Below are 12,143 nucleotides of genomic sequence, written 5' to 3'. Positions count from 1 at the left end.
CCGAATATGACCTCGTCGCTGTCACCGCTCTCCTATCAGCCGTATCTGGATCTGCTCATCGCCTTTGGCAGTGCCGAGCCGCGCAAGGAGGATTTGCTCCAGGCCAAGGCGGAGTACTTCCGTCTGACGGGCGAGGTCTTCGAGGACGACAAGCTCTTCGAACTGCGGATGGCGTCCTTCCTGGACTTCTACCTCTATGACCGCGTCTCGCCGCTGACGAACAAGACGCCGGCCACGGAGTTCTACGAGCAGCGCCTGGCCGGTTCCGCGCCCGAGGAGGCCAACGCCTTCCGGAGCTTCACGGAGACGGTCCATGGCCTCTTCGAGGTCCGCAAGCTGGGCAAGGGCGAGGTCCGTCTTCGCGAGCTGTACTCGGGCAAGGACTTCGACGTGACGGAGCGCCGCCACGTCGCGGGCCTGGAGACGGGGGACATCATCGAGGCGCGCCTCATTCCCTTCGGTGGGCACCTGCTGTTCTCCTCCGCGTTCTGCTACCACCCCCGCATGGCCGTGAAGGCCATCAAGGCGGAGGTGAAGCGCCGAAAGAAGAAGGAGCCGGACCGCACGCCCAACGAGCTGGTGTGGGAGTGCGCCCGCCGTTCGCTCAACATGGAGCGCTACCGGCAGCTCGCCGTCGAGAAGATCTACGACTTCGAGCAGAAGGTCCTCTGAGCCCGCTGGCCACGGAGCCCCGGTGACGGCAAGTCCCGGGGCCTCCACGGGCCCGCTCAGATGCGGTGGATGCTCATCAGGTTGGTGTTGCCCGGGACGTTGAGCGGGACACCGGCCACCACCACGACGGGCGTGCCGGGCGCGCAGAGCTTCTCCTTCCGGCACAGCTGACGCACCTGGGTGAGCATGGCGTCCGTGGTGGACACGCGCGCCACCTGCATGCCCGTCACGCCCCAGTAGAGCGCCATGCGATTCACGGCCGTCTCGCTCGGCGTGAGGGCGATGATGCGCGCGTGGGGCCGGAACTCGGAGATGAGGCGCGCGGTGTGGCCGCTCTCCGTGTAGGCGACGATGGTGCCAATGCCCAGTTGCGTCGCCGCCGCCACGGCCGCCGCGGCCACGCCGGTGCCCAGGTCCTCGGAGCGCTCGAAGGGGGAGTGGTGCTGGTGCTTCACCACGCCGCGCTCCGTCTCCTCCACGATGCACGCCATGGTGGACGCCGCTTCGACGGGGTACTTGCCCGCGGCCGTCTCGCCCGACAGCATGACGGCGTCCGCGCCGTCGAGGATGGCGTTGGCCACGTCGGACACCTCGGCGCGGGTGGGGCGCGCATTGGCCACCATGCTCTCCAGCATCTCCGTGGCGACGATGACGAGCCCGCCCATGCGGTTCACCGCGCTCACCATGTGCTTCTGGATGGCCGGCAGGCGCTCCAGGGGCATCTCCACGCCCAGGTCGCCACGCGCCACCATGATGCCGTCCGCCACGGCGGCAATCTCTTCCACGCGCTCCACCGCCTGGGGCTTTTCAATCTTCGCGATGAGGGGCGTCTTCAGCTTCGCCACGTGCGCGCGCGCCTTCTTGATGTCCTCGGGCGTGCGGACGAAGGACAGCGCCACGTAGTCCACGCCCACCTCCTGCCCAAAGGCCAGGTCCACCGCGTCCTTGCGCGTAATCGTGGGCACCGACATGGGCGAGCCGGGCAGGTTGAGGCCCTTGTGATTCTTGAGCACGCCGCCCACCTCCACGCGGCACTGCACGTCCTGCCCGTGGACGCGCAGCACCCGCAGCCGCACGCGCCCGTCGTCCAGGAGGATTTCGTGGCCCTTGGCCACGTCCTTCACCAGCGACTTGATGGGGGTGGGGATGACGCCGTCCTGGCCCAGGACGTTGCGCGTCGTCACCGTGACGGACTGGCCCTGCTTCACCAGCAGTTGCCCCCCGTCGAAGCGGCCCAGGCGGATCTTCGGCCCCTGGATGTCCTGGAGGATGGCCACCGGCGTGCCCAGGCGCTTCGCGACCTTGCGGATGGTTTCCACTCGGCGGCGGTGCTCCTCGTGCGTGCCGTGCGAGAAGTTCAACCGCGCCATGTTCATGCCCGCGCGGATGAGCCCTTCGATGACCTCGGGCGTGTCCGAAGCGGGGCCCAGGGTGCAGATGATTTTCGCCTTGCGCATATTGCCGCGCATCCTAGGCGGCGGGGTGCCCGGCTTGACAGCCTTGCGCCCGCGAGACTAACTCTTCGACCCACGCGGGCCCGGCTTCGGGCCGCGCGGAGCCTTTGCGCTCTCGATGGCAGAGAGAGAAAGCCCGGCATCCCTGGGAGGGGGGCCGGGCTTTCTTGCAAGTGCCTCTCAGCAGGCCCTAGAGCTCGATTTCCTTGCCCGTGCCCAGCGGCGTCTTGGGCATCGAGTGGCCCGGCGGCAGGCCCTCCATGTCCATGTCGATGGGCGGCTCGCTCGGGGCGCCCGGGGCAGGGAAGCCGGGCGCGTCCAGCGGCCCGCTGCCGCCCACGCCGGGGCCTTCCTGCTGGAGGCCCTCGATCTCCTCGCGGGTGATGCCGGCCAGCGTCAGTACCTTGCGGGTGACGCGGATGCGGGCATGGCTGGTGAGCGCCATGGCGATGGAGTCTGACGGCCGGGCGTCCAGCGTCATCTTCTTCTTGCCCTGTTCCAGGAAGACGCGGCCCGAGTAGACGTTGTCACGCAGGTCGTCGATGCGGACCTCCGTCACCTTGGCGCCCAGCTCCGTCACCACGTCGTCCAGGAGGTCCTGTGCGAGCGGCTGGGGTGGCTGGCGCTCCGCCAGCCGGAAGGCGATGGAGATGGCCGAGGCCTCGTCCACGAAGACCGGGAGGACGATGCCCTTGTCCTTGGTGGCCAGGACCACGGCGTGGGCCTGGGCCTCCTCCAGCGGGACGACATCCTGCACCTCGAGCTCGACGAGCTCGGAGCAGGCCTTGGGGTCGTCTTCACCTTCGGTGATGCAGGGCTGACCCTGAGCCTTTCCCAGGGCCGCCAGCGCTACGGGTGGAGTGAACGCGGGAAACATCAGCAGCCCTCCGAGCGCCAGAAGCACGGCCGAGAGAGGTGCGACGAACAAAGTGGCGCGGTTGGGCGTTTTCACGCCTTTAAGCTACGCACCCGGCCATCTGTCGGGAGGGTTGCGCTCCAGGCCCGGTTACCCCCGACTGCGTGGGGTGCTCCCCGGGCTGGAGGGCAGGCGGACAGGCTCAACGACGGTCGTCGTCGTCCTCGTCCTCGTCGTAGTCCTCCTCGTCGTCGACGTCCTCGTCCTCGTCCTCATCGAGGTCGTCGTCCTCCGATTCGTCCTCGTCGTCTTCCTCGTCGTCGTCGTCGAGCATGTCCTCCAGGTCTTCGGACTCCAACGTCATGGACACGGCGAACCGCTTGTCGAGCGCGGCAATCTGCGCGCGCATCTCCGTGAGCGCTGCGACGAAGTCCTCCGTGAGGTTGGCGGGCGCCTTGGCGTCGCAATGCGGGCAGACGATTTTTTCAGTCCCTTCGATGAGGTCCTGAGCGTCCAGCTCGAAGCTCGCCTCGCACTTCTGGCAGGTGAAGTCGATGCTCATGGTCGGGCGCGGCATACAAAGCACTCCAACCAGCTGTCAACGTCCGAGACGGGGGGACATTGGTAGGGGGCCTTGCTTCCGCTAGCGTTCGGGGCATGGACCTTCCCAAGTCGGTGGTGCATGCGCTCCATGACCGGGCCGCGCAACAGGAGCAGCGCCCAGCCCTGTGGACGCGCCGTGGGGGCGCCTATGCGCCCACCTCGTGGTTTGAATATGCGCAACGGGTGCGGCGCTTCGCCCTGGGGTTGCACGCGCTGGGGGTCGGTGCGGGCCAGCCGGTGGGCATCCTGAGCTTCAACCGCGAGGAGTGGCACGTCGCCGATCTGGCGGCCATCGCCATGGGGGGCGTCCCTGTCGGTCTCTACACCACCAGCGCCCCGGAGCAGCTGGAGTACATCCTGGGGCACTGCGAGGCCACGCTCCTGGTGGTGGAGAACGAGAGGCACCTGCGCACCGCCCTGGCCCTGCGCGAGCGGTTGCCCAAGCTGCGCCACGTGGTCGTCATCGACGCGCCCACGGTGCTCCCGGAGGGCGTGCTGCGTTACGCGGACGTCATGGCCCTGGGCACCGGCGCCGACGAGAAGCCCTACTGGGACAGCGTCCACGCCCTGAAGCCGGAGGCCATGGGCACGCTCATCTACACCTCCGGCACCACCGGCCACCCCAAGGGGGTGATGCTCAGCCACCACAACCTGGTGTGGACGGCGAAGCAGCTCACGGACTCGGTGACGTTCGGCCAGCCCGCCGCGTCCTCGCTCGTGTCGTATCTGCCGCTGTCGCACATCGCCGAGCAGATCATCTCCCTCTACAGCCCCTTGCTGAACGGGGTGCAGGTGTACTTCGCGGCGTCGGTGGACACGATGCCGCAGAGCCTGCGGGAGGTGCGCCCCTCGTTCTTTTTCGGCGTGCCGCGCGTGTGGGAGAAGTTCAAGGCGAAGGCGGAGGAGGGGCTGGCCTCGCAGCCGCCCTCGAAGCGCCGGGTGGTGGCCTGGGCGCGCCGGGTGGCCTCGGAGCGGCATGAGCGGGTGATGCGCCACCAGAGCGTCCCGATGACGCTGGAGGCCCAGTATCTGCTCGCCAGGCGGCTCGTGTTTGCCCCGCTGAAGGAGCGCATCGGCATGGAGCGGGTGTCCTTCTTCGCCACGGCGGCGGCGCCTGTCGGCCGGGAGGTGCTGGACTTCTTCGCCTCCATCGACATGGTCATCCACGAGGTGTGGGGCATGACGGAGGTGACGGGCCCCGGCACGGTGAGCACCGAGTCCCACACGCGGCTGGGGTCCGTGGGCCGGGCAATGATGGGGGTGGAGCTGCGCATCGCGGACGACGGCGAGCTGCTGGTGCGCGGCGGCAACGTCTGCATGGGGTACTACAAGAACCCGGAGGCCACCGCCGAGCTGCTGGCGGACGGGTGGCTGCACTCTGGTGACGTGGGCCAACTGGACGCGGACGGCTACGTCCAGATCACCGGCCGCAAGAAGGACATCATCGTCACCTCGGGCGGGAAGAAGACGTCTCCCTCCAACATCGAGGAGCTGCTGACGGCCCTGCCCGGTGTGGGGCATGCGGTGGTGCTGGGCGAGCGCCGCAACTTCCTGGTGGCCTTGCTGACCTTGGACGTGGAGAAGGCGCGGGCCCTGGCCAAGGCGCAGGGGTGGCCGGAGGACGCGGCTCGGCTCGCGGAGGACGCCCGTCTGCGCCAGTTCCTCCAGGAGCGCGTGGAGCGCGACGTGAATCCGAAGCTGTCCCGCTTCGAGACCATCAAGCGCTTCGCGGTGCTGCCGAAGGACTTCTCCGTGGAGGGCGGTGAGCTGACGCCGAAGCTGAGCGTGCGCCGCAACGTGGTGGCGGAGAAGTACGCCGGCCTCGTGGAGTCGCTCTACGACGAGTCCCCGCAGGGCGGTTCTCAGACGGGCTGAGCGTGCCGGCGCCGCGGGAAAGCGAAAGGGGCGGGGAACCTCGCGGTTCCTCGCCCCTTCGTGCTTCAGGCCCACGCGAGACGCGCGGGCCTTGGGTCACGGCCTACTTGACGGCGCGCTTGTCCATGGGGACGTAGTCGCGGCGCGGGGCGCCCGTGAACACCTGGCGCGGACGGGCAATCTTCTGCTCGTTGTCCGTCACCATCTCCTCCCACTGCGCGCACCAGCCCACCGTGCGGGGGATGGCGAAGAGCACCGGGAACATCTCGACCTGGAAGCCCATCGCCTCGTAGATGAGGCCCGAGTAGAAGTCGACGTTCGGGTACAGCTTCCGCTTCACGAAGTACTCGTCCTCGAGCGCGATGCGCTCCAGCTCGACGGCGATCTCCAGCAGCGGGTTCTTGCCCGTCACCTCGAAGACCTCGTCGGCCACGCGCTTGATGACCTTGGCGCGCGGATCGTAGGACTTGTAGACGCGGTGACCGAAGCCCATCAGCTTCTTCTCACCCTCGCCGCTCTTCACCGACTTGATGAACTCCGGGATCTTGGAGACGTGGCCGATGTCGCGGAGCATGCGGAGCACCGCCTCGTTGGCGCCGCCGTGCAGCGGGCCGTAGAGGGCGCCGATGCCCGCGCTGACCGCCGAGTACGGATCCACCTCGGACGAGCCCACCGTGCGCACGGACGTGGTGGAGCAGTTCTGCTCGTGGTCCGCGTGCAGGATGAAGAGGATGTCGAGCGCGCGCTCGAGCACCGGGTGGACCTTGTAGGTCGACGTGCCGATGCGCTTGATCATCGCCAGGAAGTTGGCGACGTAGGACAGGTCGTTGTCCGGGTAGATGTACGGCAGGCCCATCGTGTGCCGGTAGGAGAACGCGGCGATGGTGGGCATCTTCGCGATGAGCCGCGTGATCTGGATGCGGCGGCTCAGCGGGTCCTTGATGTTCTTCGCGTCGGGGTAGAAGCTGGACAGCGCCGCCACCGTGGAGCTCACCATGGACATGGGGTGCGCGTCGTAGCGGAACCCGTCCATGAAGCTCTTCACGTTCTCGTGCACGTAGGTGTGGTGCGTGACGAGGTGGTTGAACTGCTGCAGCTCCTTCTCGGAGGGAAGCTCACCGTTCAGCAGGAGGTAGGCGACCTCGAGGAAGCTCGACTTCTCCGCGAGCTGCTCGATGGGGTAGCCCCGGTACTCCAGGATGCCCTTGTCTCCGTCGATGAAGGTGATGGCGCTCTTGCAGTTGGCGGTATTGAGGAACGCCGGATCGTAGCCCATCAACCCAAAGTCATCGTCGCCCGTTTTGATCTGGCGGAGAGCATTGGTGCGAATACAGCCGTTCTCGATCGGGACCTCGTAGGTCTTCCCGGTCCGATTGTCGGTGATCGTCAGCGTGTCCTTGGCCATGGGGCGGAGATTTCACAGGGGGGAGAGTGCTTTCAACAAAAAAGAACGATAAGTCTGCTGGACGGACACTGGGGGTCTCATCCTGCATCAGTTATCCGAACACCCACCCTGGACAACTGGCGCCAGAACCCAGGAAAGCTCTTTTCCACGCACTCTGGACCGGTGAGTGTCAGCGGCGTGCCGGACAGGACACACAGTGTCGCAGCGGTCATCGCGAGACGATGGTCCCCCTCGCTGCTCATCTCGAAGCCCGCAGGTGGCGTGCGGGGTGGCTGGATCAGCAGCTGTTCTCCTTGGAGCTCCGTGGTTCCGCCGAACGCCTTCACGAGCGTCCGGATGCCCTCGAGACGGTCGCTCTCCTTGACGCGGAGGATACCCACCTCCGTGAGCGTGGAGGGCGCGGGAAGCACGCAGGCGAGGGCGGCCAGCGTGGGGAGCAGGTCCGGGCATTCCTCGCCGGAGGCGCGAAGGCCCCCTGAAAGCTGGCCCTCCACCTTGAGCGTGAAGGGAGGGCCCGCGGGCACCGCGCGCAGGCCCACCTGCTCAATCAACCGGACAATGGCGTCGTCCGGGTGGGCACTGCCTGTGTCCGCGCGCACCACGGTGCCGCCCGTCTTCCACGCCACCAGCAGCAGGTAGCCCAGGGACGACCAATCCCCCGGAAGCGTGGGGACGGCCGGGGGCGCCGCGTACCCGGCCACGGTGTAGCTCGACGGGGAGCGCAGGATGTCGAAGCCGAAGCGGCTCAGCCACGTGAGGGTCAGCTCCAGGTATCCCGCGCTGGTGAGGGGCCCGTCAATCTCCACGCGCCAGGGGCGGCGCTCGCGCAGGTACAGCGCCGCGCAGCCCAGCAGCAGGCTGGAGGCGTACTGGCTGCTCTGGGCGCCCGGCACGCGGAACACGGGAGTGGCGTTCGACGTATCACGGGGCGCGCGCAGCTCCACGGGCCAGGGCGTGCCCTCGGTGAGCGTGAGGCCCATGGGACCCAGGGCCTCGCGCAGGGACGTGAAGAGCGGGCCGTGGGGCCGCTCGCCCAGGCGGGGTGTGCCGGTGAAGCGCGCCTGAGCGCCGGGCGTCACCGCCGCCTGGGTGGCCAGGATGCGGAAGGGCGCGCCACCGTCCGCGCAGTCGATGTCGCGCACGGCGTCCGGAGGCAGACGCAGGGCCTCGACGCCCTGGCGCAGCACGCGCACGTCGGCGGGGAGGTCCTCGTCCGCCTCGGCCTGCACCGAGGGCAGCGGCCACGAGCCCGTGAGGTGCCCCAGCACCAGCGCCCGCTGCGCGTCCGACTTGGACACTGGCGGGGTGAGGGGCGCGGCGTGCAGCGCGGATGGGTCCACCACGATACGGGAAGCCTTCGCCGTGCTCATGGTCGCTCCCCCTTCGTCCACGCGGGCCACAAGGCACGCCAGCTTGATTCGTCCACGTCACGCACCTCGGTGGCGCCAATGGCCGTCAGCAGCACCATGCGCAGCTCGCCCTTGGCGCCGGCCTTCTTGTCGGCGGTGAGCAGCGCCCGCACGTCCTTCATCGGCGCGCGGCGGAGCAGGGCGGCGGCGCGCTCGCGGCCCTGCACGCCGGGGCCATTGGCCAGGGCGGCTTCGACCTCGGCGGCCACGGGCTCCGGTGTCACGCCCAGGTGACGGCCCACGTCCAGGGCCAGCAGCATGCCCAGACCCACGCCGTCACCGTGGGACAGCTTGAAGCGGGACACGCTCTCCAGCACGTGGCCGAAGGTGTGGCCGAAGTTGAGCACCCGGCGCAGCCCCGTGTGCTCGTACGGGTCCTGCGCGCAGATGCGCTCCTTGAGGGCGCGGGCGTCCTTCACGAGCTTCTCGAGCGCGGGCGGCTTGCGCACATAGCGGCGGAAGAGCGGCGCGTCGAGGCTGACCACCATCTTCCAGGCCTCCAGCGCGCCCTCGCGGCGCTGCGCATCGGAGAGCGTGTCGAAGAACTCGGGGCACACCCAGCCTTCGTCCGCGTAGTGGAAGACGCCGGCCGGGTTCTTCACCACGCGCCCGCGCACCGTCATGTCGACAGCGCCCTTGCCGCCAACGCTGCTGTCCACCGCCGCCAGCAGCGTGGTGGGGACCTGCACCAGGCGCACGCCGCGCTTGAGGACATGCGCGGCCACGGTGGAGACGTCACCGATGGTGCCGCCGCCCACGGCCACGAGCGTGCCGGAGCGCGGAAGGGCCAGTCCGTTGGCGAGGACCTTCTCCAGGGCGGTGAACGTCTTGGCGCTCTCGCCGCCGGTGAGCTGGATGATGGCGCGGGGGCTGCGCGCCTCCAGGGTGGGGATGAGGGAGGGGTGGAGCTTCGCGACGGTGCGGTCCACCACCGCCACGCTGCCCTCGGGCAGGTTCCTGGCGAGGCGGGCGAAGGTGCCCCAGCGATCGGACGGCGGACGGTAGGCCCCGGGAGGAAGAGCACTCATGGCGCGTGGGGCCTCGCGTTGAAGTGGAGGACGAGGTCGGCGATGACGAGCGACACCATGGCCTCCAGCACCGGGACTGCCCGGGGCATGATGCACGGGTCGTGACGGCCGCCCTTCGCATGCTCCTGCAGCGTCGCGGGCGGCTTGAAGAAGGTGCGAATCTGCATCGGCTCACCGTTGGCGAGCCCGCCCTGGATGCCGCCGTATGCGTCCTTCACGGCGTGGAACTGGATGCCGGGCTGGCCAATGCGCTCGAGCAGGTCCGGCGGACCCCAGACGACGCCCGTGACGGCGCCGATGCTGCCCAGGGCCTGCGCGATGCGCGCCTTGAGCTTGCCGAAGATGGGCTCGCCCAGACCCACGGGCAGGCCCTCCACGCGCACGTCAATGGCGCCGCCCAGGCTGTCGCCCGCCTCCTTCGCGGTGAGGATGCGCCGGGACATCTCGTCGCGGATGGCGACGTCCGGGCAGCGCGTGGCGTGGGCGTCCACCTGCTCGCGGGTGAGTCCCGGCGCGGGCACGGCGGCCACCAGGTTGCCCACCTGGGACACGTAGGCGACGGTGCGGATGGAAGGCACGTCACGGGCGAGGTACGCCTCGGCGATGGCGCCGCCGATGACGCGGCAGAGCGTCTCGCGCCCGCTGGTGCGCCCGCCGCCGCGGTGGTCACGGTGCTTGAAGCGCTCGCGCCACACGGCGTCCGCGTGGCCGGGCCGGTCCTCGGCCTTCAGCTTCTCGTAGTCCCCCGAGCGCTGGTTGGTGTTGCGCACGATGGCGGCGATGGGCGTCCCCAGCGTCTTGTCCTCGAAGACGCCGGACAGGAGCTCCACCTGGTCCGGTTCGCTGCGCGCGGTGGTGATGGTGGACTGGCCGGGGCGCCGACGGTCCAGCGCGACTTGAATCTGCTCGCGCGTCAGGGGCACGCCGGCGGGGCAGCCATCCAGGATGGCGCCGAGAGCGGGCCCGTGGCTCTCTCCAAACGTCGTCAGGCGAAACAGTTCGCCGAAGGTATTCATGTCGCGGACTCCCAGAGTTGGCGCTGACGCCGGGCTTGCGCGATGAACCACGCCGCACCCAGCAGGACTGGAGTACCGCCGCGTTGGACAATCTCCGCGGCGATGCGCCGGCCCGGGGCTCCGTAGGCGATGACCGCCACACGGGCCCCGTCGAAGCGCAGGTCGTCAGGAGCGGGCACCCTATCGGGCCAGGTCCAGACGCCCGCCCCTGTGAGAGGCGCCTGGATGTCGGCGCGTCGCAAGACGCGCAAGTCGCAGCTCAGCTCCGCCGCCACGGACCGGAGCGCCGAGGTGGCGCCACCGTCCCCCAGGACGAAGACTTCGCGAGCCCCGAGCCGCTCGAGCACCGTGCGGGCGCCGAACGTGTCGGTATTGAAGGCTTCCCACCGGCCGCCCCGGCGGACCAGCGTGTTGATGGCGTCCAGCGAGGACCCCGTGTGCTTCGCCAGCCGCAGCTTGAAGGGGCTGGTGACGGCGAAGCCTCCGTAGTGAGGCAGGAGCGCGTCCACCACGGCCTCCACCGGCCCGTCCTCCGGCAGGTCGATGCGGTCGAAGGGCTGACGGTGGATGCGGGGCGAGCGCGAGTGGACGATGGACGTCCCCAGGATGCCCAGCCGCAGCGGCGGCGCCACCGTGTACCGGTCCGCGCCGCGCAGCGCTCGCACGGCGTCGTCCAGCAGCCGCTGGCCGGGCGCCGCGACCCAGGCGCCTCCCGCCGCGACGTAGTCCAACACGTTGTTCTGGGCGAGCAGCGCCCGCGTGGGCAACGCCACCGCGCCCATGCCCAGCACCGTGACTCGCGTGGCACCGAAGCGCTCCACCATCCGCCGCTGCGTCTCCATCAGTGTGACGAGGTGGGCCGGGTCCGTCATCGGCTCCACATGCTTCACCAGGGCGTCGGCGGGCAGCTCACGCTCCCATAACTGGAGCGCTTCCTCCGTGGAGAGCTGCCGGCTCGCGTGGTGCGACGCGAGCAGCTTTCCGGGAGGTGCCGCCAGCGATGCCTGCTGCCCCGACGCGTCCATCAAGTCCCTGTCCACGCGCCAGGCCGCGGCCACCCAGGGGGCGGGCAGCGGCTTGCCCCGCTCGGAGACGAGCAGCGGCAGCACCGCCGCCAGCGCCTCGGGCGAGATGGCGTCAGGGGCGTGCAGGTCCGTGCGGATTTCCAGGACGTCCGCCCCACGGCGCTGGCCGTCTCGCGCGAAGCGGACAGCGTCTTCGCCGAGCAGGGTGGGGGGCAGGGTGACGACGCGCCGGGCGGGCGTCACAGGGGCACCTCGGGGGCAAGGCAGCCTCGGAGGAAGTCCTCCAGGGCCACGGTGGGGACGCGGGCGTGCAGCACCTCGCGCTCATGGAACACCGCGGACAATTCTTCTTCGAGCGACATGTCGGCGCGCAGCCGCGGGCGCGTCCGGTCCGTGAGCAGCCGCTCACGGTAGGTGTCGAAACAGATGGGGACGACCAGGGTGAAGAGCCCGGTCAGCGCGTCGGGGTGGTGCGACAGGAAACCGCCTCCCACGGCCACCAGCCCTCCGGCCGGCAGTCCTTGCAGGGCGCGGCGTTCAGCGGCCCGGAACTCCTGCGGCGCTTCCGCCACCCATCTGCGCAGCGGGCGCCCGTGCAGGCGTTCCAGGTGTGCGTCCAGGTCCAGCCCGGGGCGCGCTAGCATGCGGGCCACCATGGGCAAGAGGCGCGACTTGCCCGCGCTCCGGTGGCCGGCGAGCACCACCGTCTGACTGGAGCCGGGGAGCGGGGAGGGGCCCGGGCGGGCTACCGCCTCCCTCAGTCCCGGCGCGAGCCGGGGATCCACCGAGGCGAGAATCTG

General features: G+C 69.5%; 11 protein-coding genes. 2 read left to right on the top strand and 9 right to left on the bottom strand.

Going from position 1 to position 12,143, the window contains the following annotated elements:
- Positions 1–6 precede the first annotated feature (6 nt).
- Positions 7–672, top strand: coding sequence for a hypothetical protein (locus tag FMQ63_RS11890; protein WP_026114005.1), 666 nt, complete (start codon positions 7–9; stop codon positions 670–672).
- Positions 673–728: 56 nt separating this feature from the next.
- On the opposite strand, the gene pyk is transcribed toward FMQ63_RS11890, so the two are convergent.
- The 3 genes from pyk to FMQ63_RS11875 all read right to left on the bottom strand — a co-directional run bounded on the left by pyk (position 729) and on the right by FMQ63_RS11875 (position 3,559).
- Positions 729–2,129 carry a pyruvate kinase gene (gene pyk / locus FMQ63_RS11885; protein ID WP_011553544.1) on the bottom strand — a complete coding sequence of 467 codons (1,401 nt, stop codon included), beginning with the start codon at positions 2,127–2,129 and terminating at the stop codon, positions 729–731.
- Positions 2,130–2,316: 187 nt separating this feature from the next.
- The gene (locus tag FMQ63_RS11880; RefSeq protein ID WP_011553545.1) at positions 2,317–3,003 is read right to left on the bottom strand and encodes a bifunctional nuclease family protein; all 687 of its coding nucleotides are present in this window, start codon (positions 3,001–3,003) and stop codon (positions 2,317–2,319) included.
- 181 nt (positions 3,004–3,184) lie between these two features.
- Positions 3,185–3,559, bottom strand: a complete 375-nt coding sequence (locus tag FMQ63_RS11875; RefSeq protein WP_171452202.1) for a hypothetical protein — start codon at positions 3,557–3,559, stop codon at positions 3,185–3,187.
- Between the two features lie 80 nt (positions 3,560–3,639).
- Between FMQ63_RS11875 and FMQ63_RS11870 the strand changes: the two genes are divergently transcribed.
- Positions 3,640–5,460 (top strand): long-chain fatty acid--CoA ligase, encoded by a 1,821-nt coding sequence (locus FMQ63_RS11870; protein ID WP_171452201.1) that lies wholly within the window; start codon positions 3,640–3,642, stop codon positions 5,458–5,460.
- A gap of 103 nt (positions 5,461–5,563) precedes the next feature.
- Here FMQ63_RS11870 and FMQ63_RS11865 read toward each other — a convergent pair whose 3' ends face one another.
- From FMQ63_RS11865 to FMQ63_RS11840, 6 genes are all read right to left on the bottom strand, one after another.
- A complete protein-coding gene (locus tag FMQ63_RS11865) occupies positions 5,564–6,865 on the bottom strand; it encodes a citrate synthase (protein ID WP_011553549.1) in 1,302 nt (433 codons plus the stop codon).
- Between the two features lie 77 nt (positions 6,866–6,942).
- Positions 6,943–8,235, bottom strand: coding sequence for a 3-phosphoshikimate 1-carboxyvinyltransferase (locus FMQ63_RS11860; protein ID WP_011553550.1), 1,293 nt, complete (start codon positions 8,233–8,235; stop codon positions 6,943–6,945).
- Positions 8,232–9,302, bottom strand: coding sequence for a 3-dehydroquinate synthase family protein (locus tag FMQ63_RS11855; RefSeq protein WP_020478309.1), 1,071 nt, complete (start codon positions 9,300–9,302; stop codon positions 8,232–8,234). The genes FMQ63_RS11860 and FMQ63_RS11855 overlap by 4 nt, the downstream gene beginning before the upstream one ends.
- A complete protein-coding gene (gene aroC / locus FMQ63_RS11850; RefSeq protein WP_011553552.1) occupies positions 9,299–10,318 on the bottom strand; it encodes a chorismate synthase in 1,020 nt (339 codons plus the stop codon). Before aroC ends, FMQ63_RS11855 begins: the two co-directional genes overlap by 4 nt.
- A complete protein-coding gene (locus FMQ63_RS11845) occupies positions 10,315–11,586 on the bottom strand; it encodes a shikimate 5-dehydrogenase (protein WP_020478308.1) in 1,272 nt (423 codons plus the stop codon). Before FMQ63_RS11845 ends, aroC begins: the two co-directional genes overlap by 4 nt.
- Positions 11,583–12,128 carry a shikimate kinase gene (locus FMQ63_RS11840; RefSeq protein WP_228556406.1) on the bottom strand — a complete coding sequence of 182 codons (546 nt, stop codon included), beginning with the start codon at positions 12,126–12,128 and terminating at the stop codon, positions 11,583–11,585. Before FMQ63_RS11840 ends, FMQ63_RS11845 begins: the two co-directional genes overlap by 4 nt.
- Positions 12,129–12,143 lie beyond the last annotated feature (15 nt).

The sequence above is a fragment of the Myxococcus sp. CA005 genome (assembly GCF_006518205.1).
In the GTDB taxonomy this organism is placed as follows: Bacteria; Myxococcota; Myxococcia; order Myxococcales; family Myxococcaceae; genus Myxococcus; species Myxococcus xanthus.
The sequence above is the reverse complement of the archived record's forward strand: the minus strand, read 5'-3'. Positions and strand labels throughout refer to the sequence as shown.